The following is a 24,645-nucleotide window of genomic DNA, read 5'->3' on the forward strand; positions in this document are numbered from 1 at the left end:
CGGCCCGGGCCGTTCGTTTTTCCGCCGACCGCTGCCGCCCGCCTACAGCCGCCGCATCGCGTAGACCCGGCCGGGATGCCGGTGGTCGTCGTCGGCCGCCGGCAACGGGAAGTAGGAACCGCTGGTCGCCGCCCGCTCCCACGCGCCCTCGCCGACCAGACCGTCGATCGCCGCGCGGAAGCCGCCGGATTCGTAGACCGGGTCGGTGATCGAGACGACGAAGATGCCGCCAGGCCGAAGGACCCGGGCGATCTCGCCGAACGCCGACGCCGGGGCGTGGCCGACGGTGAACACCCCGGACGCGACCACGCCGGCGAACCCGGCATCCGGCAAGGCGAGCGGCTCTCCCAACGTGGCGGTCGCCAAGCTGCGATAGCAGCCGCGGGCCTCGGCCCGCCGCAGCATGCCGGGCGACAGGTCGATTCCGGCGATGTCACGGTAGCCCACCAGGGCGAGCATCCATCCGATCAGGCCGGTGCCGCAGCCGGCATCCAGGACCGGCGCCTCGATGTCGGGCATCAACCGGGCGAACAGGGCGGAAACCACCGCCGGGTTGGTGTAGCCGGCGGCGCCGACGCTGTCGTCGTACTCGTCCGCCCAGGCGTCGTAGACCTCGGCGAGCTTCGCGGTGTCGTTGCCGGCCGTGTAGACCTTCTCCAGCCAGTCGGTCATCGCTCTCTCTCCCTCTCGCATGGATGACGGAAACGAGCGAGCGACCCTACACCAGATCCTTCGGGGTTATGAACCGGGTGAGCCGGGCCCCGCCGGCCGCCAGCGCCGCCCAGGCGCCGTCGAACGCCAGGGTCGCGAGGGCTCCGGTCGAGAACTTGCGGGCCAGGGCCTCGCGCGAGCCCGGATCGCTGTCCGGTCCGGCCAGCGCCGTGGCAAGGTCCTCCAGGCCCGGATTGTGGCCGACCAGCATCAGGGTCTCGACCGTGTCAGGCACCCGTAGCAGCGCATCGAGGAGATCGCCCGCCCCGACCTCGTAGAGGTCGCGCCGGGTCTCGACCGCCAGGCGATCCGGCAGGCCGCGCCGCAGCAGCGCGAGGGTGTCGGCCGTGCGGCGGGCGCTCGAGCACAGCACCAGGTCCGGCGCGATCCCGGACTGCCGCAGGTAGGCGGCCATCGCGGCCGCCGCCCGTTCCCCGCGCTCGGACAGCGGGCGGTCGTGGTCCGCGACCCGCAGGTCGTCCCAGCTCGACTTGGCGTGTCGCAGGAGGTGCAGTGTCGGCACGGCCTAATCCTTCGGTTCCGCCCGGGTGACGATCGAGATCGGACCGTGCAGCGTGCGATGCACCGGGCACTTGTCGGCGATCTCGATCAGCCGGGCCCGTTGGTAGTGGTCCAGTGGGCCGTCGATCGAGATGTGCCGCTCGATCCGGTCCACCATGCCCTCCCTCACCTCGCAGTCGCCGCAGTCCTCGGCGTGGATCCGGTCGTGCGTCAGCCGGGTCTCCAGGTGGTCGATCCGCCAGCCCTTGCGGGCGGCGTACATCTTCAGGGTCATGTTGGTGCAGGCACCGAGCGCGGCCAGCAGGAAGTCGTACGGTGCCGGGCCGGTATCGGTGCCACCGACCTTCACCGGCTCGTCGGCGCGCAGCCGGTGGCCGGCCGCGACCACCCATTGCGGGAACGTCCCCTCCCCGGCGTCCACGACCGCGACCTCGCCCTCGGCCGAGATCACGTCGACCGCAGGCCCGATCGGCAGGAACCGCTCGGCCCAGCCGGACAGAACGGCGGCGACGTAGGCCGCATCCTCGGGCCTGGACAGCAGATGGTCAGCCCGGTCCAGCGACACGAAGCTCTTCGGATGCTTGGCGGCGACGAACAGCCGGGTGGCGTTGTCGATCCCGACGACCTGGTCGAGCGGCGCGTGGAAGACCATCAGGTCGCGCCGCAGCCGGCCGACCATCGCTTCCAGCCCGTTGTCCTTGAGGGCGTCGAGGAACGCCCTGCGGACCCGGAAGCGCCGGCCGGCGAACTCGACCTCGGCCTCGCCGTCGCGCTCGATGTCGGCGATCCGGTCGCCGAGATGATGCAGGACGTGGGCCGGATCCGCCGGCGCTCCGATGGTGGCGACGGCCTTCGCTTCCGGAATCCGCTCCGCCGCCGCCAGCACCGCCGCCCCGCCCAGCGAATGACCGATCAGGACGACCGGGGCCCGTCTCTCGCGGCGCATCCAGTCGGCCGCCGCCACCAGGTCCTCGACATTCGAGGCGAAGCTGGTGTTGGCGAACTCGCCGTCGCTGTGGCCGAGGCCGGTGAAGTCGAATCGCAGCACGGCGATGCCGCGCTCCGCCAGACCGGCGGCGATCCGGCGTGCCGCCGCCAGGTCCTTGGAGCAGGTGAAGCAGTGGGCGAACAGCGCAAAACCGCGGATCGGCCCGAACGGCCGGTCGATCCGGGCCGCCAGGGTATCGCCCAACGCCCCGGTAAAGTTGACACTTTCGCTGCGCACGGCCATCGTCGACCTCATGAAATGCGGGGCTGGGGCGGATTCTTAACACATGGCGGTCGAGGAAGATGCCGCCGCGGCCGGATCGCCCGCGATCGAAGTGCGGCCCGCCGTACCGGCCGACGCCGAGGCGATCGCCCTGCTCTCCCAGGAACTGCTCGCGTTCTACGGCCTGCCGGTTCGCTACCAGCGCTCGTACATGAGCCATGTGATCGCCGAGAAGGCGTTTACCGACCCGCCGTCGATCGAGATCCTGATGGCCTTCGAGCGCGGCCAGCCACGGGGTTTTCTCGCGTTTTCGCAGAACTTCGCAGTCGCCAACTGCCAGACCAGCGTGTTCATCCAGGACCTGTTCGTCACCCGCAAGGCCCGCGCCCTCGGGATCGGCCGGCGGCTGATGGCCGAACTCGCCCGGATCTGCGTGGCCCGCGGCGTCGGCCAGCTCGATTGGACCGCCGATCCCTGGAACGAGAAGGCCCGCGCCTTCTACGAGGCGATGGGACCGCTGCTGCGCAGCGACAAGACCTATTACCGGCTGCTGTCGCCCCGGCTGGCGGACCTCGCCGCCGGCGCTCCCCCGACCGCCCGGGGACGCTGACACGACCGTTCAATCGCGTTCACGGAACGGCTGCGTTCCGGGCTGCGGCCTTTATCGCACCCCGCACCCCGGCTAGGCTCCCTCCCTCGCACCGCGCGCCGCCCCGCCGGCAAGGGGCCGCCGCGAGGGATGGAGATCGCAGATGGACATACGCAACGGCTTCGTCGGCACGGTCGGCAACACGCCCCTCATCAAGCTGAAAGCGGCATCGGAACGGACCGGCTGCACGATCCTCGGCAAGGCCGAGTTCCTGAACCCGGGCGGTTCGGTCAAGGACCGGGCGGCGCTCGCCATCATCCAGGACGCCGAGGACGCCGGCCGCCTCCGCCCCGGCGGGGTGATCGTCGAAGGGACCGCCGGCAACACCGGGATCGGCCTGGCGCTGGTCGGCAACGCCCGCGGCTACCGGACCGTGATCGTGATCCCGGAGACCCAGAGCCAGGAGAAGAAGGACATGCTCCGGCTGTGCGGGGCCGACCTCCGGCAGGTGCCGGCGGTGCCGTACCGCGACCCCGGCAACTACGTGCACGTGTCGCAGCGGATCGCCGAGGAACTGGCGAAGACCGAGCCGAACGGCGCGATCTGGGCCAACCAGTTCGACAACACCGCCAACCGCGACGGCCACTACCGGACCACCGGCCCGGAGATCTGGGAGCAGACCGACGGCAAGGTCGACGGCTTCATCTGCTCGGTCGGCACCGGCGGCACCCTGTGCGGCACCGCCATGGCCCTCAAGGAGCGCAACCGGGACATCGTCATCGGTCTCGCCGATCCGATGGGGTCGGCGATCTACAACCATTTCGCCCACGGCGAGCTGAAGGCCGAAGGCGGCTCGATCACCGAGGGCATCGGCCAGGGCCGGATCACCAGGAACCTGGAGGGCGCGCCGGTCGACGAGCCGTTCCAGGTGACCGATTCGGAAATGCTGCCGATTGTGTTCGACCTGCTCAGGCACGAGGGGCTGTGCCTCGGCGGCTCGACCGGGATCAACGTGATGGGGGCGATCAAGCTGGCCGAGAAGCTCGGCCCCGGGCACACCATCGTCACCATCCTGTGCGACGGCGGAACCCGCTACCAGTCCAAGCTGTTCAACCCGGTGTTCCTGAAGGAAAAGGGCCTTCCCGTCCCGGAATGGCTCGACGATGGAGATGCGGCATGAGCGACCCTGTTGCCGGCGGCGTGGTCTCGACCGCCTGGCTGGCGGACCGCCTGAACGATCCGACGGTCAAGGTGCTCGACGGCACCTATCACCTGCCGACCGCCAAGCGCGACGGCAACGCCGAGTTCCTGGAACGTCACATCCCGGGCGCGGTACGGTTCGACATCGACGACGTGTGCGATCCCGACGACCCGCTGCCGCACATGATCCCGTCGCCGGATCGGTTCGCCGAGAAGGTCTCGGCACTCGGCATCGGCAACGGCGACACCGTGGTGGTGTACGACGTCTACGGCCTGCAGAGCGCGGCGCGCACCTGGTGGATGTTCCGGCTGTTCGGGCATGACAAGGTGGCCGTGCTGGACGGCGGCATGCCGGCCTGGACCGCCGAGGGCCGTGCCCTGGAATCCGGCCCGGCGAAGGTCGCACCGGCCCGGTTCACCGCCGGCTTCCGGCCCGAACTGGTGCGCCGGCGCGAGGACGTGCTGGCCAACATCGCCTCGAAGGCCGAGCAGGTCGCCGACGCCCGCTCGGCCGGCCGGTTCACCGGCACCGAGCCGGAGCCGCGGGCCGGCATGCGTTCGGGACACATTCCGGGTTCGCGCTCGCTGCCGATCTCCGAGCTGCTCGATCCGGCCACCAAGACCGTGCTGCCGAACGAGGGCCTGCGCGCGGCGTTCGACAAGGCCGGCCTCGACCCAAGCAAGCCGATCGTCTCGTCCTGCGGGTCCGGCGTGACCGCCTGCGTGATCGCGCTCGCCGCCCATCGGCTCGGTCACCCGGGTGTCGCGGTCTACGACGGCTCCTGGTCGGAATGGGGCGGGCGCGACGACACCCCGGTCGAGACCGGGCCGGCTGCGTGACCGTCGAGTTCCGCCCGATCGGCGACGGCGACGTCGAGGCCGTGGTCGCGCTCTGGCAGCGCTGCGGCCTGACGGTCCCGTGGAACGACCCGCGCCGGGACATCGCGACGGCGCGGTCGGTGGCCGATGCCGACGTGCTGGTCGGCGAAGACGGCGGCACGCTCGTCGCCAGCGTCATGGTCGGCTACGACGGCCATCGTGGCTGGCTGTACTACCTCGCTGCCGACCCCGACCGGCAGGGTCAGGGCCTCGGGCGCGCAACAATGGCAGCGGCCGAGGCGTGGTTCGCGGCCCGCGGCGTACCGAAGGCCGAGCTGATGGTGCGGCGGACCAACGACAAGGTCCACGGCTTCTACCAAGCGCTCGGCTGGACCGAGGAGCCGGTGACGGTGTTCAGCCGCAGGTTCGACGACACGCCACCGCTCGGCGCGGCGACCGTCGAGACGGTCGTCACCACGCTCGAGATGACCGAGCGCCCGACCCGCCCGGCGACGCACCCGCCGGCCGGACTGCCGACGGCGCTGGTCCGGGCGCGGACCCCGACCGTGGCGTTCTACCGATGGCTCTACGGGCAGGTCGGCGCGCATTGGACCTGGATGATGCGCCGCCTCGTGACTGACGGCGAGCTGCGGGCGGCGATCGAGGATCCGGCCGTCGAGATCTATGTCCTGCACATCGGCGGGGTACCCGCGGGCTATGGCGAGGTCGATCGCCGGAAGGGCCCGGACGACGTCGATCTCGCCTATTTCGGGTTGATGCCGGAATTCATCGGGCGCGGCTACGGGCGCTACCTGCTGGACGCCGTGATCGATCTCGCCTGGTCGGCCGGACCGTGCGAGCGGCTGCGGGTGCAGACCTGCGACCTGGATCACCCGCGCGCGCTCGGGGTGTACCAGAAGGCCGGCTTCCGCCCGGTCGGACAGCACACGGCCACCCTTTCGGATCCCCGGCTCGTCGGCTTGCCGCTGCCCACCCGACATGCGCCGAGCGCGGTCGGCGCTCCCGCGGGCCCCGGCGCCACGGTCACGCCGCTGCGCCGTCCCGGCATTGACGACGGCCCGGCGTGACCCAGCCGACTAAGGGATGACCCTGCGGCGCCGGTACTCGGTCAGGGCATCCGCGATGCTCTCCCAGCTGCCGTAGACCCGGTCGAAGCCGGCCCGTCGGATCTTCAGGGTCGACGACATGTCGTCCCAGCCGATCCGCAGCATGAAGTCGCCGTAGGCCCAGTTGGCGATCCGCCCGAGGTCCGGCTCGACCAGGCCGTGCTCGCGGACCAGCGACCGCCAGAGCCGGCCGCTGTCCCGCTGGGTCTCGGCCAGGGTCTCGGTCGCCACGCCGCCGGGCTCGACCCCGAAATACCCCGCCAACCGCGGCCACAGGTCGCGCCAGCGGAAGTAGTCGGCGTCAACCACGTTGAACGCCTCGCCGGCCGCCTGCGGCGTCGTCATCGCCCACAGCATGGCGTCGACCAGCAGGCGCGTGTCGGTGATCTGCGACACCGTCTCGAAACACTCCGGCGTGCCGGGAAACGTCAGCGGTCCGCCGCGGGCCTTCGCCAGGGTCGCGTAGGCGGCGAGAACGCCGACCGCGTTGTGCGGATAGCCGAGCGAGAACCCGGCCAGGATGTGCGGCCGCAGCCCGGTCCAGCTCCAGCCGGACTCCCTGGCCCGAGCCTCGGCCCAGTCCTGCTGGCCGTAGTAGAAGTTCGGGACCGAGACGCGCGGATCGTCCTCCTCGGCCGGGGTCTTGAACGGGCCGAGCTGGCTGCCGTACCACTTGGTGCCCTGGACCAGCAGGACATGGGCGAGCGGCGCCCGCGCCGCCTCCAGCGCCTCGACCGTATTGGCCAGCATGGCGGTGTTGAGCACGGCCTCGGTCGCCGGATCCGGGTCCGGCGCCCGCCCGGCGTAGACGACGTGGGTCGCGTCGGCCGCCGCGGCCGCCAGGGCAACCCGGCACGCCTCCGGGTCGGCCAGGTCCAGCGGCAGATGGACGAGTCCCGGAAGGCCGGGATCGGGAGCCCGACGCGACAGCCCGACGACCTTCCAGCCCTCGGCAAGCAGCCGGCCGGCGACGGCCCGCCCGACGATGCCGGACACCCCGGCGATCACCGCCGTCCGACGCGTGCCGATGTCCCGCCCGCTCATCCTCACCTCCCCGTCGTGCCCCGAACGTGAAGGAGGCGCGCTGGGCCGAGCCCGCGCGCCTCCTCCGGACCGCCCCCCGCCCCCGCGGTGCGGTCGACCCGACTATCCGACGTCAGTGTGCCAGGATCTGGCTCAGGAACAGCTTGGTCCGGTCCGACTTCGGATTGTTGAAGAACTCGCCCGGGGTGTTCTGCTCGACGATCTCGCCCTGGTCCATGAAAATCACCCGGTCGGCGACCCGCTTGGCGAACCCCATCTCGTGGGTGACGACCAGCATGGTCATGCCCGATTCCGCGAGACCGACCATCACGTCCAGCACCTCGGAGATCATCTCCGGGTCGAGCGCCGAGGTCGGCTCGTCGAACAGCATGATGTTCGGGTTCATAGCCAGCGAGCGGGCGATCGCCACGCGCTGCTGCTGACCGCCGGACAGTTGCCCCGGGTACTTGGCCGCCTGCTCGGGGATCTTCACCCGTTCGAGCAACTGCATGGCCAGCCGATCGGCCTCGGCCTTCGGCGTGTTCCTCACCCAGATCGGCGCCAGCGTGCAGTTCTCCAGCACCGTCAGGTGCGGGAACAGGTTGAAGCTCTGGAACACCATCCCGACGTCGCGACGGATCGCGTCGATGTTCTTCAGGTTGGTGTCCATGGTCACGCCGTTGACCAGGATGTCGCCCTGCTGGTGCTCCTCCAGCCGGTTGATGCAGCGGATCAGGGTGGACTTGCCGGAGCCGGACGGCCCGCAGATCACGATCCGCTCGCCCTTGTAGACGGTGAGGTCGATGTCCTTGAGGACATGGAACTCGCCGTACCATTTGTTCACCTTGCTCAGCTCGATCACCACCTCGTCGGAGATGGCGGACGCAATGTGCTCCTGGCCGGAGTCGAGGGTCTCGAGGCTCATCGTCGGTCGATCTCCAAAATCGTTCGTTCGGTCGATACCCGCACCCTCAACGCCGGCCGTAGCCGCCGCCGATCGTGCGCTCGAGATGCTGGCTGTACTTCGACATGCAGAAGCAGACGACGAAGAACACCGCGGCGGTGAACAGGAACGGCTCGGTGTGCATGCCGAGCCACTTGCCGTCCTGGCCGGACGCCTTCGCCATCAGCAGGATGTCGTAGAGGCCGATGATCGACACCAGGGTGGTGTCCTTCAGCAGCCCGATGAAGTTGCCGACGATGTTCGGGATCATCACCTTCAACGCCTGCGGCATGATGATGAGGGTCATCATCTTCCAGTAGTTCAGCCCCATCGCCTGGGCCGCCTCGTACTGCCCCTTGTTGATGGCCTGCAGGCCGCCGCGCACGATCTCCGCCATGTAGGCCGCCGCGAAGATGCAGACCGCAACGATCACGAGGACAAGCTTGTCCGGGTTGATCTCCACCGGCAGGAAAAGCGGCATCATGGTGACCGCCATGAACAGGATGGTGATCAGCGGCACAGAGCGGAACAACTCGATGAACGCGGTGCAGAACACCCGGATCACCGGCATCTTGGAGCGCCGTCCCAACGCCAGGATGATCCCCGACGGCAGCGCCGAGGAGATGCCGATGCCGGAGATCACCAGGGTCAGGAACAGGCCGCCCCAGTTCTGGGTCGGGACCGCTGCGAGCTCCCAGGTCGACTGATAGGCGAAGGCGATCACGAAGCCGACGCCGAACGCCCCCAGCAGCACGTACTTGTGGAGATGGTCGCCCTTGTTCTCGAATCCCGACAGCCGCAGCAGCGCCACGCGGAGCGACGGATAGCCGAGGTAAGATGCGCCGACATTGAGCCAGACCGTCGCGAACAGGGTCATTGCGACGGCGACCATGACCTGAAGGAACAGCCCGGCCTCGCCGCCCAGGAACAGGTGCGCGGCCAGGAACGGGAAGGTCAGGACCGCCGACATGCCGACCAGGATCTTGGCCTTGATCTTGGGGAACCAGAACGGCGCAAGCCACACTGCCAGGACGACACCCGCGAGATTGACCCGCCATTGCTCGACATCCGGGTATCGGCCGTACATGTAGCCGTTCATCCAGGTCGACACGCCGGCCCAGCACGCACCATTGCCCTTGGTGACGTCGAGGCACTCGCGGTAGGTGTCGGCCTCCCAGACGGCGTTGGCGATGCCGTACTGGTAAAGGCTGTACGCCACGTAGGCGATCAGGGAGACACCCACGATCGTCAGCAGCGAGTCGAACGGCCCGCCGAACAGGTTCTTCCGCAGCCAGCCGACCACGCCGACGGTGTTCGGCGGCGGCGGCAGGCTGGGCTTCGGACGGAAGACCACATCGTCCTGCGTCGTTTCAGCCATGGCTCATCTCTCCTTCAGCTGAACGAGCTTGTTGTAGTAGTTCAAGGCCATCGAAATGGTCAGGCTGACGGACATGTAGAACAGCATGACCATGGCAACGATCTCGATCGCGTGCCCGGACTGATTGAGCGAGGTCTGCATGTACACCGCGACCAGATCCGGATAGCCGATGGCGATCGCCAGCGACGAGTTCTTCACCACGTTCATCCAGTTGCTGATCATCGGCGGCACCACCGCCCGCATGGCCTGCGGGATGATGACCAGCCGCAGCGTCATGCCGGGCCGAAGCCCCAGCGAGTAGGCCGCTTCGGTCTGGCCGTGACTGACCGACAGGATGCCCGCCCGCACCGCCTCGGCCATGAAGGCCGAATGATAGATCATCAGCGCCAGGAGCAGCGCGCAGAACGCCGGCGGCACGCTTACGCCGCCCTGGAAGTTGAAGCCCTTCAGGGCAGCGAAGTCGAACGACAGCGGGCTGCCGGTGGCCAGAAACACCAGGATCGGCAGGCCGAACAGGATGCCGAGGCCCACCCAGAAGGTGTGGAACTGCTGCCCGGTCGCCATCTGCCGCTTCTTGGCCCAGACGGCAACCGCATAGGTCGCCGCGATCGCCAGCAGGATGGCGATCATCGTGTAGTCGAAGCCGGCACCCGGAACCGGTGCAGGCATGTAGAAGCCCCGGTTGTTCAGGAAGAACATGTCGAGGAGGCCGAAGCTCCCCCGCGGCGGCGGCAGCAGCGAAAACACCGCCAGGAACCAGAACAGGATCTGCAGCAGCAACGGCGTGTTGCGCAGGATCTCGACATACCAGGCGGCGATCTTCGAGATCAGCCAGTTCTTCGACAGCCGCATGATGCCCATGATGAAGCCGAGCAGCGTGGCGAAGACGATCGCGACCAGCGACACGATCAGCGTGTTGACGATGCCGACCAGATAGACGCGGAAGTAGCTGTCACCCGCCTCGTACGGCAGGACCGTCCACGCGATCGAGAACCCGGCTGTGCCCGACAGGAAGTCGAACCCGCTGGACATGCCCCGCGCCTGCAGGTTCTCCGACGTGTTGACGAACAGGTACCGTGCGACGGCGATGACGGCGATGGCAACGATCGCCTGATAGAGGACGGAACGGACGCGCTCGTCGTTGAGCCATTCGATGATCGAACGGCTCTGTCGTCGAGGCGATCCCTTCTCGAGAACGGCCATGACCGGACCCTCCGTCTTTGAAACGGATCAATGAATAAGGTGATGAAACGCAGGCGCCCGGTCGACTTCTCGACCGGGCGCCGCGTCAATCAGTTGCTCACCGGAACGGCGGCGAGTACAGCAGGCCGCCCTTGGTCCACAGGGCGTTCGGAGAACCGTCCCGCGGGATGTTCATGACGGTCTTCTCGCCCATGAACTCCTCGTAGTTCTCGCCGTAGTTGCCCACCATCTTGATGATGTTGTAGGCCCACTTCGGATCGACGCCGAGACCCTTGTTCAGGTCACCCTCGACACCGAACATGCGCTTGATCTCGGGGTTGGTGGTCTCGGCGATGACCTTGTCGATGTTCGCCGACGACACTCCGTATTCCTCCGCCGCGATCATCGCGAACAGCGACCACATCACGAGGTCTTTCCACTGCGAATCGTTCTGACGAACGACCGGACCCAGCGGCTCCTTCGAGATGGTCTCCGGCAGGATCTTGAAGATCGTGGTGTCCGGAGCCTTCGCACGGGTCGACGCCAGGCTCGACTTGTCGTTGGTGATGGCGTCGCAGCCGCCGGTGAAGAACGTGTTGTCGCGGACGTTGCTGTCCTCGAACACCACCGGCTTGATGTCCAGACCGTTGGTCCGGCTGTAGTCCGCCAGGTTCAGCTCGGTGGTGGTGCCGGTCGCGACGCAGACGGTGGCGCCCTTCAGCTCCAGCGCGCTGTTCACGCCCGCGTCCTTCAGGACCATGAAGCCCTGGCCGTCGTAGAAGTCGACGGTGGTGAAGTCGAGGCCGAGCTGGGTATCGCGGAACAGCGTCCAGGTGGTGGTCCGGGACAGCATGTCGGACTCGCCGTTCGCCATCGCGGTGAAGCGCACCGCCGAGGTGACCGACTGGACCTCGATCTTGTCCGGATCACCGAAAATCGCCGCCGACACGGCACGGCAGTTCTCGTAGTCGAAGCCCGACCACTGGCCGCTGTCGGACAGCATGTACCAGCCCGGCGCCGGCGTTCCGAGCTGGCACCGCAGATGGCCGCGGCTCTTGACGATGTCCAGCGTGCTCTGCTGCGCAGACGCCGGCTCGGCAGTGAGCGTCAGGGCGGCCAAAAGCCCCGCGCCCAGACCGAAAAGGCTGACCTTCTTCATGTGAAACCCACCCAGTTATTGTTTGTGACAAAGACCGGATACCACGGTCTTTAGCGCCCCCTCGCAAGGACCTTGCCAGACCGCAGTCCTCCAGGTTTCGCGCCTTCTATGCCCCTCCCCGGACCCGCACCTGCTCAACGCGAGTGCAGCGCGATGCGGAGTGCCGCGAAAGCGGGCAGCCGCCCGAAACGCCGACATCACACCATGCTACACACGACCCTGGCAAGTCTTGCGGCCCGACCAACTGGATCACCATCGGGTTTTGCCGCTAGGCTCGCGAAGGCTTTTCGGACACTGTCCGGAGCCTCTGCTTCCGGAGGACTCGCGAAAATGGACGACCTGAAGGGAATGTCGGCGCGCACCCGGCTCGTGCATGCAGGCCGGCACCCGCACGACAACCACGGCGTGGTCAATCCGCCCGTGTATCACGCATCGACCATCCTGCAGCCGTCGCTGGCGGTCTGGGAGGCCTCGCGCAAGCCGGACTTCAAGGGCTACCGCTACGGCCGGGCCGGCACGCCGACCAGCCGCTCGTTCGAGGAAGCGGTGGCCGACATGTACGGCGCCGCCGACGCGGTCGCCGTGTCGTCCGGGATGGCGTCGATCGCCTGCGCCCTCATGGCCGTGCTGAAGGCCGGCGATCACCTGCTCGTGACCGACAGTGCGTATTTTCCGACCCGCAAGTTCTGCGACCAGATGCTCGCCCGCTACGGCGTCGAGACCACCTACTACGACCCGCGCATCGGTGCCGGCATCTCCGAGCTGATTCGCCCGAAAACGCGCGCCGTTTACACGGAAGCCCCGGGCTCCCTCACCTTCGAGATGCAGGACATCCCGGCGATCGCCGAGGCCGCCCACGCCCGCGGCGCCGTGGTGCTGACCGACAACACCTGGGGCACCGCCTTGCACTTCGACGCCTTCGCCAAGGGCGTCGACATCGTCGTCGAGGCCGTCACCAAGTACATCTGCGGCCATTCCGACGTCATGATGGGCGTGATCGCCAGCACCGCCGAGCACGCCGCCGCCGTCCGCGACATGGTGCGGCTGCACGGCAACTGCTCGGGACCGGACGACCTGTACCTGGCCCAGCGCGGACTGCGGACCATGGGCGTCCGTCTCAAGCAGAACGAGGCCAGCGGCCTCGCCCTCGCCGGCTGGCTGGAGAATCGGCCGGAGGTAGCGGCGGTCCTGCATCCCGGCCTGCCGAGCCACCCGGACCATGCGATCTGGAAGCGCGACTTCACCGGCGCCTGCGGCCTGTTCTCGTTCGTCCTGAAGCCGGTGCCGAAGGCGGCGCTGGCGGCGTTCCTGGACGGCCTGAAGCTCTATGGCATGGGGGCGAGCTGGGGCGGCTTCGAAAGCCTGATCCTCCCGGGGGATCCGGCCGCGCTGCGCACGGCGACCAGCTGGGACATGCCCGGGCAGCTGCTGCGAATCCACGCCGGGCTCGAGGACCTCGACGACCTGGTCGCCGACCTGGAGGCCGGATTCGCGCGCCTGAACGCGGCCTCGGCCGCCGCCGCCTGAACGCCGGGAGCGAGCGCATGGCACGACCGAGAATCCGCCTTCTGATCGGCGATTCGGTCGCGCTCGGCCCCGGCAAGGCACGGCTGCTCGAGGCGATCGGGGATTCCGGCTCGATCGCCGCGGCCGCCCGGTCGATGGGCATGTCCTACGGCCGGGCCTGGCAACTGGTGCAGGCCATGAACGGCGACTTCCGGGGCCCGCTGGTGGAGCGCGCCGCCGGCGGCCGCGGTGGCGGCGGCGCGGTCCTCACCGGGCTCGGCCGCGACGCCCTGGACCGCTACCGGGCCATGGAGGCCCAGGCCGATGCCGCGGTTGCCGCCGCCCTCGACGAGTTCACCGCGCTGCTGAAGTCCCAGGAGTGACCCTGCCCGGCCCCCTCGTCTGCGCATGTTTGACATGGATCAATGTGGCGGACGGCGCCGTGCCCTAAGTTCCACTTGTCTCTGCGACCCTCCACGAACGCAGAAACTCCCAACCACGGCGGGGCCGGTAGCTTGCTACCGGCCTCGTTGTGATTCCGGGCCCATCATTCCAGGTCGCCGTTCACGAGATTTTAAGCGAGACCGTTCAGTGTCCGGCCCATTCGGGCCCGAGTGTCGCCGGGCGCACAGACAGGATCGCATCGGGAATGTCGCAGGAACGCCTGCTCTTGGCCGTCGCCTCCCCGGCCCGCTACCAGGCCATCCGGGTCGTCCTGGCCGAAGCATTCCGGCTCCGCACGGTCGAGAACCGCTGGGACGCCGACAGCGCCGTGGACGAAGGTCAGGACATCGTCGTCGTCGACCACGTCCTGCCGGGCGGCCGGGGTCTGAAAATCTGCGAGCGGGCCCGCGCGCGTTCGGACGGCATGCAGCGTCTCATCGTTCTCTTGTGCGATCAGCCGAGCCCCGCGGTCGAAGACGCCTTGCGGGCCGGGATCATCGACGGCTGGCTGCCGCGAAACCTGCCGGCGGGCGCGCTGCTCACCGGATTCTGGGAACTGTTCAAGGGCCGCGACGACAGCCGGCTGTTCGCCGCCGGCCAGGAGGCGCGCCCCCTGATCGGGTGCGGTCGGGCGCTGTTCGACGACCTCGGTACCGGCACGGTGACCGAAAGAACCCGCGCGCTGCTGTCGGAGACCGCGACGCAGGTCGTCCGATATGCCGATGCCTGCTCCGCGTCGACCCTGCTCGACCTGTTGCAGGGCCACCATGCCTACACGTTCGCGCACAGCCTTCGGGTCGGGATCCTCATGGCCACCTTCGGGCGCCATCTCGGGCTCGACGACGAGCAGGTGACGTTGATGGCCGAGACCGGCCTCGCCCACGACGTCGGCAAGCTGCGCATCCCGCTCGAGATCCTGGCCAAGCCCGCCAGGCTGACGGGCGACGAGATGGCGGTCATGCGTACCCATCCGGCAATCGGCGCCGACATGCTCGCCGACATCTACGAAGACCGGCCGCAACTGCTCTCCGCCGTCCGGCACCACCACGAGCAGCTGTCGGGCGACGGCTACCCTGACGGCCTCAAGGGCGGGCAGATCGACGAGCTGTCGCTGCTGACGGCCGTCGTCGACGTCTATACCGCGTTGACCGACCGGCGCGACTACAAGCAGGCGATGCCGGCCGGCCAAGCCATGGCGATCATGCAGGACATGGCCGGGCCGCATCTCGAGCCGAAGCTCTACCGCCGATTCGTGGAGGTCGCCAGCGACCTCGGCGCCGCCGGATCGAGTTCTCCGGCGGCCGCCTGACCGGTCCTCTGGGTTATGCCGGGTAGTGGCGGAACGACAGGCCGCCGGCCTTCTTGATCTGCTCGACCAGGGCGATCTCCCAGGTCAGGTAGTCGTTCATCGCCTTCTCGATCTCGGCGCGGTTGGTGCGGTCATAGGGCCGCAGATAGGTGTCCTGCGGTTCCGACAGGACGGCGGTCATGCCGCTCTGCAGCGGCAGTCCGGCCGCCTCCCAGGCGGCGCTGCCGCCATCCAGCAGCAGGACCTCGCGTCCGCAGTCGGCCAGGTCGGCCGCCGTCAGGCGGGCGAGCGACGCTTCCGGCGCGGTCAGTACGAGCGCAGCGCCGTCGGGGATCTTCGACAGGTTGCCGGCAATCGCGGTGCGGCACGCCCACCACGCGCCCTCGGGGTGCCGGTCGCGGTAGTCCAGGCTGCGCGCGAGGTCGAGCAGCACCGCCGAACCGGCATCCATGCGCCGCTTGGCCTCGGCCGGGGCGATCGACGCGCAGGCCGGCAGCGATTCGAGACCAAGGGCCGGCGAGACGTACCGCCCGGACGCGATTTCCTGCCCCTCGAGCCCGCTCTCCAGCACGTACACGTCCTTCCAGCCGAGCTGGGCCAGCCAGCTGCCGGTCATGTCGGCACGCACCCGCTTGTCGTCGACCAGGACGACGCGGGCGTTGCGGACCGGCAGGTAGAGGTCGGTCGCCTGCACCAGCTGGCCGCCGGGCGCGTGCCGGGAATCGGCGATCCGGCCGGCCTCGAACTCCTCGATGGTCCGCACGTCGAGGATCGCCAGGGTGCGGCGGTCGGCCTCGGCCCGCCAGGAGTCCAGGGTCGCGGCATCGACCGTGCGGACCCCGAACCTCGCGGCGGCCGCCGCCGACCGCGCCCGCGCCGCAGCCAGTGCCTCGCCGGCGGGCTCCGGCGCCGTCCGGGCGTTGCCGTGCTCCAGCTGGTAGCCGGCCAGGTGCCAGCCCATGGTGCCGTTGCGCAGCGCCACCACCTCGTTCGGGATCCCGGCATTGATCAGCGACTGGGCGCCGATGATCGAGCGGGTCCGGCCGGCGCAGTTCACCACCACCAGGGTGTCGGGTTCCGGCGCGACCTCGCCGACCCGGTAGACCAGCTCGGCGCCCGGCACGTCGACGCCGGTCGGGATGTTCATCACCCGGTACTCGTCCATCGGCCGGGAATCCAGGACCACCAGCTTGCGGCCGGAATCCATGATCCCCTTCAGCTCCTCGGCCGACACCGAGGGCGTGCCGTAGGCGTGCTCGACGAACTCGCCGAACGCCTTGGACGGGACGTGCATGCCGCTGAACAGCTCGAGCCCGGCCGCGCTCCAGGCCGGTGTGCCGCCGTCCAGGATCGAGACGTCGGTGTAGCCGAACGCTTCCAGCTTGGCCGCGGCGGCCTCGGCGATCCCCTCGCCGGCGTCCTCGACCACGATCGGGGTCGAGCGCCGCGGGATCCGCTCGCCGGCCAGCAGTTCCAGGCGCGACAGCGGGATGTTGGCCGCCAGGATCGGGTGCGACGCGGCGTAGGGCGCCTGCTCGCGGACGTCGATCAGCGCCGTCTCCTCGGGCCCTTCCAGGCGGGCATGCAGGGTCCGCGCGTCGATCCTCTTGGCCATCGGTCGTTCTCCCTCGGGTTCGGATCAGGCGGACGCCGCCTCCAGCGCCTCGGCGGCGGCGAGCCAGAGCTCCTCCGCCTCCGCGACCTGGGCGTCGAGCGCCGCCTTCTTCTGGATGAGCTTCTGCAGTTCGGCCGTGGAGCCGTCGTAGGTCCGGGCGTCGCCGAGCTTGGCGACCAGGGCATCGCGCTCGAGCGTCAGCTTCTCCAGGCGCTTCTCGGCGGCCTGGGCGGCCTTGCGCATCTCGACGGTCTGCTGGCGCGTCTGGGCGGCCTGCCGGCGCTGGTCCTTCTTGTTGACCCGGCCGCCGTCGTCGGCCTCCGGCCGCCGGGTGGCCCCGCGGCGCTCCTCGCGGACCCGCTCGGCATAGGCGGCGATGTCGCCGTCGAACGGCGTCACCGTGCCGTCGGCGACCAGCCACAGCCGGTCGACCGTCAGTTCCATCAGCCGCCGGTCGTGGCTGATCAGCACGACGGCGCCCGGAAAGTCGTTCAGCGCCTGCACCAGGGCCAGCCGGGCGTCGATGTCCAGGTGGTTGGTCGGCTCGTCGAGCACCAGCACATGCGGGTCGTCGGCCATCACCAGGGCCAGCGACAGCCGGGCCTTCTCGCCGCCGGACAACTTGCCGACGGCGGTCGTCTGCTTGTCCTGGGTCAGGCCGACGGCGCCGAGCCGGGCCCGCACCCGTTCCGGCGGCTGGGTCGGCAGCTTGCGCCGGAGGTGGTCGACGGCGGTCTCGCGGCCGTCCAGCTCGTCGGCGTGGTGCTGCGCCACATAGCCGACCCGCAGCCGCGCCGCCCGGTGGATCTCGCCGCCGTCCTCGTGCAGGTCGCCCGAGATCAGCCTGGCCAGCGTGGTCTTGCCGTTGCCGTTGGAGCCGAGCAGGCCGATCCGGTCGTCGGGATCGAGCCGCAGGTTCAGCCGTGACAGCACCGGCCTGCCCGGCACGTAGCCGACCGCCGCCTTCTCGATCGACAGCAGCGGCGGTGCCAGGTTCTCCGGCGTCGGGAAGCTGAACCGGGTCTCCGGGTCGGCCAGCGCCGCCGGCAGCACCTCCATCTTCTCCAGCATCTTGATCCGGCTCTGGGCCTGCCGGGCCTTCGACGCCTTGTAGCGAAACCGGTCGACGAACGACTGCAGGTGCTTGCGCTGCAGCTCCTGCTTGACCCGCTGCGCCTCCAGCAGGGCCAGCCGGGCCTCGCGCACCTTCTCGTAGGTGTCGTAGTTGCCGGTGTACTGGACCAGCTTGAGATGTTCGACGCTGAGGATCGAGGTCGCGACCTCGTTCAGCAGGTCGCGGTCGTGGCTGACCACGATCAGGGTCTTGGGATAGGCCTTCAGGTGGCCTTCCAGCCAGACCGTGGTCTCCAGGTCCAGGTGGTTGGTCGGCTCGTCGAGCAGCAGCAGCTCCGGCTCCTGGAACAGCACCGCCGCCAGCGCCACGCGCATCCGCCAGCCGCCGGAGTACTCCGACAGCGGCCGGTTCTGCATCGGCTCGTCGAAGCCGAGGCCGGCCAGGATACGGGCGGCGCGGGCCGGGGCGGCGTGTGCGCCGATGTCGGCGAGCCGGGTCTGGATCTCGGCGATCCGGTGCGGGTCGGTGGCGGTCTCCGACTCGGCCAACAGGGCGGCGCGCTCCCGATCGGCCGCCAGCACGTGCTCGATCGGGGACTCGGTCCCGCCCGGCGCCTCCTGGCGCACCCAGCCGATGGCGTTCTCGCGCCCGAACGGCCCGCTCAGTTCGACGGTACCGGTGTCGGGATGCAGCTCGCCGCCGATCACCTTCAGCAGGGTCGACTTGCCGGTTCCGTTGCGGCCGATGAATCCGACGTGATGGCCGGGCGGGATGGTCGCCGAGGCGTCGTCGAGAAGGATGCGGCCGGCCACGCGGACGGTGATGGAGCGGATCGAGAGCATGGCCGCGGTGATAGCACCGGCGGCGGCGACCATCCAAGGGCTTCCCGGTGCGTCCCGCCGCTTCCCTGCAGCCGCCACGCGTCGTATGACCGGGGCATGGCTTCATCCGCCTCTTCCGCATCGTCGGTCCCGGCCGCGACGCCGGCCCGCGCGATCCTGCTGATGGTCGCCGCCATGGCGGTGCTGACCCTGAACGACAGCATCGCCAAATGGCTGACCCAGCGCGTGCCGGTCGGCGAGGTGATGGCGGTCCGCGGCGCCCTGGTGGTGGCGTTCGCGGTCGCCTGGGCCGCCGCGCGCGGAAGACTCCGGGACCTGCGGGTGCATCGCTGGCGCCCGCACCTGCTGCGCGGTGCGCTGATGGCGAGTTCGACCTTCCTGTTCGTCACCTCGCTGTCGCTGATGCCGATCGCCGACGCCATCGCGATCTCGTTCGCCGGGCCGATCTTCGGCACGGTGCTGGGCGCCCTGGTCCTGCGCGAGCGGGTCGGCTGGCGCCGCTGGACCGCGGTCGCGGTCGGATTCGCCGGCGTACTGGTGATGGTCCGTCCGACGCCGGAGACCGTGCGGATGGTCGCCCTGGTGCCGCTCGCCGCCGCGCTGATCGGGGCGTTCCGCGACGTGGTCACCCGGCGCATGGGAACCGGCGGCGAGTCGACGCTCGCCATTCTGGTGTTGTCGACCGCGGTGGTGGCGGTCGCCGGGCTGCTCACCCTGCCGTTCGGCTGGGTGGTTCCCGATTGGCCCGAGATCGGCCTGTTCGCCGTCACCGCGGTCCTGGTCGGGGTGGCCCAGGGACTGATGATCGAGTCCCTCCGCCATGGCGAGGTCGGGCTGGTCGGGCCGTTCAAGTACACCAGCCTGGTCTGGGCGGTCCTGCTCGGGGCGCTGGTCTGGGGCGACCTGCCGGGTCCCTGGACCTGGGCCGGCTCGGCCATCGTCATCGCCAGCGGCCTGTACATCTGGCGCCGCGAGGCGTCGCTCGCCCGCCGGCCCCGCCAGGGCTGAGTAATCCCTTGCCCGGCCGATGCGTACCGTGCCACTGACACCGTCCCGACACCCGAAGCACGGCCTGAATGTCCGAGAAGCCCGTCGACCGGTTCCGCCGCCTGCTGCTGTCCGATCCGGGGCGGAGCGAGGGCTATGACGCCCTGACGGTCACGCTCGGCACGGACGACGTTCAGGCGGCGGCACGGGCGGCGCGGCAGGCCTGCGCGGCCGACCCGGAAAACCGGCGCCTGCGCAAGAACCTGCTGTTTCTCCTGCAGCGCTCCGGTGCCTGGGATCTCCTGGACACCTGGACCCCGCGGCAGCCTCGCTCCCTGCCCGGCCGTCGCAGCCACCCCGTCGACCTCGATCGGGCGCGGGCCGTGTACGACCGGCTGATGAAGGAACTCGATGCCCGCCGGGACGAAGGCTGGACGCCGTCGCGGGTGGAGCACTGGAAGCGCTCCTTCACCATGGGTCGCGGTCATCTGGCCAACTTCCGCCGCTCCGAGCTGTCGAGCGGGACCCAGAACCCGCCGGACCGCCCCGTCGGCTTCCCGAACCTCGACTTCAGCCGGCTCTATCCCGACGTGACGGCCGAGGAAAGGAAGCGGGAAGTGCCGGCCCTGCGGCGCCTGGCCATGAAGCTCCTCGCCCGCCTGTTCCGGCGGGACTGCCCCGACATCGACTGGTTCGACGCGCTGGCGCGCGACGACGACCGGTTCGGCGCCCGGGTGTTCGAAGTGCCGGGGCTCGGCACGGTGACCTTCAAGAGCATCCAGTCCGCCTACTACGCCTGCCGCGCCGCCTCGCTGGTGCCGCGGAACGGGACGGTGCTGGAGATCGGCGGCGGCTTCGGGATGCTGGCCTCGCGGCTGCTGGCGATCCGGCCGGACGTCACCTGCGTGCTCACCGACCTGCCGGTGAACATGGTGCTGACCCACACCTACCTGGCCTCGCTGTACGGCGACGCCGTCGCCGGGCTGTGGGAGGACGGCGACCGGCCCGGCCCGGGGCAGCGGGCCCTGGTGGTGCCGCCCTGGCGGCTGGCCGAACTGCCGCTGCAGGTCGACCTCGCCGTCAACACCATGAGCTTCCAGCACATGGACGAGCGCAACCACGCCTTCTACGGCGACGTTCTGCGCCGGCTCGGCACCCGGCGCCTGTACCACGTCAACCGAAACGTCCACCTCGACAACCCCGACCACGACACCATGGTCATGCCAGCCGAAAGGTACGGCTTCATGGGCGATTACGCGGTGTCGGAGCAGCGGGACTTCGACGGGCGGTGGATCGAGGTCGTCGCCGAGGCCCGACCCGGCCTGCCGGAACCGGGCGGAAGCCGATGACCTACGTGCCCGCAGCGGCGGTCCGCCGACCGGTCCTGCTCGACCCGGACCGGCGCCCCGGCTACGACGCGCTGGTCCGCGAGAGCCACCGCCTCGACCTCGGCACGGCGATCCGCGCGGCACGGCGATCCTGCGTGCTGACACCGGGCAGCCGGCGGCTCCGCAAGAACCTCCTGAACCTGCTGATCGCCGCCGAGCGGTGGAGCGAGGTCCCGGCCGCCGTCCCGCGCCGCCGCATCGCGCGACAGGCCCCCGGCCGGCACCCCGTCGACCTCACGGCAGCACTGAGACGCTATGCTTGGCTGCTGGAGCAGCAGCGGCGGCGCGCCGCCGAGGGCTGGGTGCCGTCCCGAGTCGAGGACGTCGAGCGCCGGCTCTCGATGACCCCGGAGCAGCTCCCGGCGTTCCGGCGCCCGGGTCCCGCCCCGGATGTCGAGAACCACCTGCTCCGACACTACGCAGGCTTCCTGAACCGCCTGTACCAGATCGATTCGCCCGACATCGACCGATACGACGCGGCCGCCCGCGACGACGGCCGGTTCGGTGCCCGCCCGGTCGATCTCCCCGGGGTCGGCGCGGCGACCGCCGACAGCCTGCAGGCCGCCTACTTCGCCTGCCGGATCCGGTCGCTGGTGCCCGCGAACGGTGTGGTGCTGGAGATCGGCAGCGGATTCGGCGCGCTTGCGTCGCGGCTGATGGCGATCCGGCCGGACGTCACCTGCATCGTCACCGACCTGCCGGCGAACCTGGTGCGCACCCACGTCTACCTGACGTCCCTGTACGGCGACGCCGTCGCCGGGCTGTGGGAGGATGGCGAGGTGCCGGCAGCCGGGCAGCGGGCGCTGGTGGTGCCGCCGTGGCGGCTGGCCGGGCTGCCGCTGCGGGTCGACCTCGCGGTCGACGCCACGGGCTTCCGGCACATGGACGAGCGCAACCACGCCTTCTACGGCGAGACGCTGCGCCGCCTCGGCACCCGGCGGCTCTTTCATGTCGACCGGGAGGCCAGGCCGGGCCGGCCCGACGCCGACACCAGGATCGTTCCGACCTCGCGACACGGGATCCTCCGCAACTTCGAGGTCCGCCAGTCCGACACGTTCGCCGGCGAGTGGGTCGAGGTCGTCGCCGAAGCCCGGCGCCCGCCGCCGCCGGTCACGGCGATCCGCCGGGCCCTGGTCGCGAGCCCGGCCGACGGACGGGCCCTGCAGGCGTTGCTGCCGGCCGAGGAGAAACGCGACCCCGACGCGGCGATCCGCGCCGCCCGCCGCCACTGCATGATCGATCCCGACCGCCGGGTCACCTGGCACAACCTGCAGTTCCTGCTGCGCAGCAACCGGCGCTGGGACGACCTGCACGACGCGATCCCGCGCCGCGCCAACAAGCTGCCGCCGATGCACCGGCTGCCGGTCGACCTGGACGCCGCCGTGGCCCGCTACGGTCGGCTGATGGACCAGATGGACCGACGATCGGGCGAAGGCTGGACCCCGTCGCGCATCGAGGGCGGCAAGCGCCGGTTCCCGCTCGACCGCGATCACCTCGCCCGGTTCCGCCGGTCCGAGGTGTCGAGCGGCACCCAGACCTTCCCGGACCGGCCGAACGAGTTTCCCGCCCTCGACTTCGGCCGGTTCTACCCGGACCTGTCCCCCCAGGAACGAGCCCGTGTCGTCCCGACCCTGCAGGGCCAGTACCTCGGCCTGCTCTGCCGCCTCTACCGCTGCGGGTCGCCCGGCATCGACTGGTACGACGCGGCCGCACGGGACGACGCGAGGTTCGATCCCCGCACGGCCGAACTTCCCCGGCTCGGCACCGTCACCGCCAAGAGCCTGCAGGCGGCCTACTATGCCTGCCGCATCGTGTCGCTGGTGCCGCGGAACGGGACGGTGCTGGAGATCGGCGGCGGCTTCGGGATGCTGGCCTCGCGGCTGCTGGCGATCCGGCCGGACGTCACCTACGTGCTCACCGACCTGCCGGTGAACATGGTGCTGACCCACACCTATCTGGCCTCGCTGTACGGCGACGCCGTCGCCGGGCTGTGGGAGGACGGCGACCGGCCCGGCCCGGGGCAGCGGGCCCTGGTGGTGCCGCCCTGGCGGCTCGCCGAACTGCCGCTGCAGGTCGACCTCGCGGTCAACACCATGAGCTTCCAGCACATGGACGAGCGCAACCACGCCTTCTACGGCGACGCCCTGCGCCGCCTCGGCACCCGGCGGCTCTATCACCTCAACCGGGAAGTCCCGATCGCCGGCTGGGACACGATGGACATCCCGGCCTCGCAGTATGGTTTCATGGCCGACTATTCGGTGGTAGAGACCGACGACTTCGACCAGAAGTGGGTCGAGGTCATCGCCGAAGCGCGCGGCTGAGAGGCCGTCCGACCGACCCCGCCACGCCGGAGCCGTCCTCGATGGCCCAGCATCCGATCGACCGTCTCCGACGACTGCTGGTGTCAGAGCCGGCACGCGCGCCGGCCTACGACGCCATCGTGATCGCGGCCGGTACGCACGACATCGGCGCGAGCCTGGCGGCGGCGTTCCGGGCCTGCGTGCTCGCACCGGCCGACCGGCGCCTGCGCAAGAACCTTCTGTTCCTTCTGCAGAGATCCGATCGGTGGGACGAACTGTCCTCCTGGGTGCCGCGGCAGCCGCAGCCCCTGCCCCCGTCCGCGACGCATCCGGTCGACCTCGGGGCGATCCAGGACCGGTACCGGTGGCTGATGGATCAGCTCCACGGCGAGCGGAGCGGCGAAGCCTGGACGCCGTCCGCGATCGAAGGCTGGAAGCGGGACTTCCACATGGACGACCGGCACCTGGCCAACTTCCGCCGGTCCGAGCTGTCGAGCGGCACCCAGACCCCGCCCGACCGGCCGGCGGCATTCCCGAGACTGGACTTCGAGCACCTGTACCCGGCCCTGACCGACGAGGAGCGCGCCCTCCACGCACCGGTTCTTCGGCGCACGTTCCTGACGCTGTTGACCCGGCTGTACCGTGCCGGCTGTCGCGAGATCGACCGGTACGACGCGGCGGCGCTCGACGACGACCGGTTCGGCGCCCGGCTGGTGGAACTCGACGGCGTCGGTCCGGTCACGGCCAAGAGCATCCAGTCCGCCTACTACGCCTGCCGCGTCGCCTCGCTGGTGCCGCGGAACGGGACGGTGCTGGAGATCGGCGGCGGCTTCGGGATGCTGGCCTCGCGCCTGCTGGCGATCCGGCCGGACGTCACCTACGTGCTCACCGACCTGCCGGTGAACATGGTGCTGACCCACACCTACCTGACCTCGCTGTACGGCGACGCCGTCGCCGGGCTGTGGGAGGACGGCGACCGGCCCGGCCCGGGGCAGCGGGCCCTGGTGGTGCCGCCCTGGCGGCTCGCCGAGCTGCCGCTGCAGGTCGACCTCGCGGTCAACACCATGAGCTTCCAGCACATGGACGAGCGCAACCACGCCTTCTACGGCGACGCCCTGCGCCGCCTCGGCACCCGGCGCCTGTACCACGTCAACCGGAACGTCTTTCGGCAGCCTGCCGGCCAGGACACCATGGTCGTCCCGGCCGAGCGGTACGGGTTCATGGCCGACTACGCGACGGTCGTCTCGGACGGCTTCGACGGGCAGTGGGTCGAGGTGATCGCCGAGGCACGCGCCTGAGTCCCGGCCTGAGGATCG

The 24,645-nt window shown here is 69.9% G+C and carries 21 protein-coding genes; 11 read left to right on the forward strand and 10 right to left on the reverse strand.

Translation table 11 applies throughout. The annotated features are described in order from the left end of the window. Positions 1 to 42 precede the first annotated feature (42 nt). Genes IE246_RS09605 through IE246_RS09615 form a run of 3 tightly spaced genes read right to left on the reverse strand, consistent with a single transcriptional unit; the run spans position 43 to position 2,464 of the window. Positions 43 to 672 carry a class I SAM-dependent DNA methyltransferase gene (locus tag IE246_RS09605; protein WP_189988810.1) on the reverse strand — a complete coding sequence of 210 codons (630 nt, stop codon included), beginning with the start codon at positions 670 to 672 and terminating at the stop codon, positions 43 to 45. 46 nt (positions 673 to 718) lie between these two features. Further along, positions 719 to 1,234 carry a SixA phosphatase family protein gene (locus IE246_RS09610; protein ID WP_189988812.1) on the reverse strand — a complete coding sequence of 172 codons (516 nt, stop codon included), beginning with the start codon at positions 1,232 to 1,234 and terminating at the stop codon, positions 719 to 721. A 3-nt stretch (positions 1,235 to 1,237) separates the two neighbouring features. After that, positions 1,238 to 2,464: a bifunctional alpha/beta hydrolase/OsmC family protein gene (locus tag IE246_RS09615; protein WP_189988814.1), complete on the reverse strand. Its 1,227-nt coding sequence runs from the start codon at positions 2,462 to 2,464 to the stop codon at positions 1,238 to 1,240. Between the two features lie 43 nt (positions 2,465 to 2,507). Between IE246_RS09615 and IE246_RS09620 the strand changes: the two genes are divergently transcribed. From IE246_RS09620 to IE246_RS09635, 4 genes are all read left to right on the forward strand, one after another. Continuing rightward, the gene (locus IE246_RS09620) at positions 2,508 to 3,053 is read left to right on the forward strand and encodes a GNAT family N-acetyltransferase (protein ID WP_189988816.1); all 546 of its coding nucleotides are present in this window, start codon (positions 2,508 to 2,510) and stop codon (positions 3,051 to 3,053) included. Positions 3,054 to 3,195: 142 nt separating this feature from the next. Next, positions 3,196 to 4,212 (forward strand): cysteine synthase A, encoded by a 1,017-nt coding sequence (locus IE246_RS09625; protein WP_189988819.1) that lies wholly within the window; start codon positions 3,196 to 3,198, stop codon positions 4,210 to 4,212. Next, on the forward strand, positions 4,209 to 5,072 hold the full coding sequence (gene sseA, locus IE246_RS09630; protein ID WP_189988822.1) for a 3-mercaptopyruvate sulfurtransferase: 864 nt from the start codon (positions 4,209 to 4,211) through the stop codon (positions 5,070 to 5,072). The genes IE246_RS09625 and sseA overlap by 4 nt, the downstream gene beginning before the upstream one ends. Continuing rightward, entirely contained in the window at positions 5,069 to 6,139 is a 1,071-nt protein-coding gene (locus IE246_RS09635; RefSeq protein ID WP_229836838.1) for a GNAT family acetyltransferase, read from the forward strand. Before sseA ends, IE246_RS09635 begins: the two co-directional genes overlap by 4 nt. Positions 6,140 to 6,148: 9 nt before the next feature. Here IE246_RS09635 and IE246_RS09640 read toward each other — a convergent pair whose 3' ends face one another. The 5 genes from IE246_RS09640 to IE246_RS09660 form a co-directional block, all read right to left on the reverse strand. Next, positions 6,149 to 7,222, reverse strand: coding sequence for an SDR family oxidoreductase (locus IE246_RS09640; RefSeq protein ID WP_189988824.1), 1,074 nt, complete (start codon positions 7,220 to 7,222; stop codon positions 6,149 to 6,151). A 112-nt stretch (positions 7,223 to 7,334) separates the two neighbouring features. Beyond that, a complete protein-coding gene (locus IE246_RS09645) occupies positions 7,335 to 8,126 on the reverse strand; it encodes an amino acid ABC transporter ATP-binding protein (protein WP_308434484.1) in 792 nt (263 codons plus the stop codon). A 46-nt stretch (positions 8,127 to 8,172) separates the two neighbouring features. Further along, positions 8,173 to 9,522 carry an amino acid ABC transporter permease gene (locus IE246_RS09650; protein ID WP_189988826.1) on the reverse strand — a complete coding sequence of 450 codons (1,350 nt, stop codon included), beginning with the start codon at positions 9,520 to 9,522 and terminating at the stop codon, positions 8,173 to 8,175. Positions 9,523 to 9,525: 3 nt separating this feature from the next. Continuing rightward, entirely contained in the window at positions 9,526 to 10,725 is a 1,200-nt protein-coding gene (locus IE246_RS09655) for an amino acid ABC transporter permease (RefSeq protein ID WP_189988828.1), read from the reverse strand. A 97-nt stretch (positions 10,726 to 10,822) separates the two neighbouring features. After that, entirely contained in the window at positions 10,823 to 11,863 is a 1,041-nt protein-coding gene (locus IE246_RS09660; RefSeq protein ID WP_189988830.1) for an amino acid ABC transporter substrate-binding protein, read from the reverse strand. Positions 11,864 to 12,193: 330 nt separating this feature from the next. Between IE246_RS09660 and metC the strand changes: the two genes are divergently transcribed. From metC to IE246_RS09675, 3 genes are all read left to right on the forward strand, one after another. After that, positions 12,194 to 13,390 carry a cystathionine beta-lyase gene (gene metC / locus IE246_RS09665; protein WP_189988832.1) on the forward strand — a complete coding sequence of 399 codons (1,197 nt, stop codon included), beginning with the start codon at positions 12,194 to 12,196 and terminating at the stop codon, positions 13,388 to 13,390. Between the two features lie 17 nt (positions 13,391 to 13,407). Further along, entirely contained in the window at positions 13,408 to 13,752 is a 345-nt protein-coding gene (locus tag IE246_RS09670; protein ID WP_189988834.1) for a winged helix-turn-helix domain-containing protein, read from the forward strand. Between the two features lie 149 nt (positions 13,753 to 13,901). Then, on the forward strand, positions 13,902 to 15,122 hold the full coding sequence (locus IE246_RS09675) for an HD domain-containing phosphohydrolase (protein ID WP_189988836.1): 1,221 nt from the start codon (positions 13,902 to 13,904) through the stop codon (positions 15,120 to 15,122). A gap of 13 nt (positions 15,123 to 15,135) precedes the next feature. Here IE246_RS09675 and IE246_RS09680 read toward each other — a convergent pair whose 3' ends face one another. Together IE246_RS09680 and IE246_RS09685 are read right to left on the reverse strand one after the other, a co-directional pair. Continuing rightward, complete coding sequence (locus tag IE246_RS09680) at positions 15,136 to 16,737, reverse strand: rhodanese-like domain-containing protein (protein WP_189988838.1); 1,602 nt, start codon at positions 16,735 to 16,737, stop codon at positions 15,136 to 15,138. A 24-nt stretch (positions 16,738 to 16,761) separates the two neighbouring features. Continuing rightward, the gene (locus tag IE246_RS09685) at positions 16,762 to 18,687 is read right to left on the reverse strand and encodes an ABC-F family ATP-binding cassette domain-containing protein (protein WP_308434485.1); all 1,926 of its coding nucleotides are present in this window, start codon (positions 18,685 to 18,687) and stop codon (positions 16,762 to 16,764) included. 63 nt (positions 18,688 to 18,750) lie between these two features. Here IE246_RS09685 and IE246_RS09690 point away from each other — a divergent pair, with 63 nt between their 5' ends. From IE246_RS09690 to IE246_RS09705, 4 genes are all read left to right on the forward strand, one after another. Next, a complete protein-coding gene (locus tag IE246_RS09690; RefSeq protein ID WP_189988839.1) occupies positions 18,751 to 19,662 on the forward strand; it encodes a DMT family transporter in 912 nt (303 codons plus the stop codon). 68 nt (positions 19,663 to 19,730) lie between these two features. Then, complete coding sequence (locus IE246_RS09695) at positions 19,731 to 20,990, forward strand: putative sugar O-methyltransferase (protein WP_189988841.1); 1,260 nt, start codon at positions 19,731 to 19,733, stop codon at positions 20,988 to 20,990. Further along, positions 20,987 to 23,350 carry a putative sugar O-methyltransferase gene (locus tag IE246_RS09700; protein ID WP_189988843.1) on the forward strand — a complete coding sequence of 788 codons (2,364 nt, stop codon included), beginning with the start codon at positions 20,987 to 20,989 and terminating at the stop codon, positions 23,348 to 23,350. The genes IE246_RS09695 and IE246_RS09700 overlap by 4 nt, the downstream gene beginning before the upstream one ends. 41 nt (positions 23,351 to 23,391) lie before the next feature. Beyond that, positions 23,392 to 24,627: a putative sugar O-methyltransferase gene (locus tag IE246_RS09705; RefSeq protein WP_189988845.1), complete on the forward strand. Its 1,236-nt coding sequence runs from the start codon at positions 23,392 to 23,394 to the stop codon at positions 24,625 to 24,627. Positions 24,628 to 24,645 lie beyond the last annotated feature (18 nt).

It is taken from the genome of Thalassobaculum fulvum (assembly GCF_014652915.1).
GTDB classification, from domain to species: domain Bacteria; phylum Pseudomonadota; class Alphaproteobacteria; order Thalassobaculales; family Thalassobaculaceae; genus Thalassobaculum_A; species Thalassobaculum_A fulvum.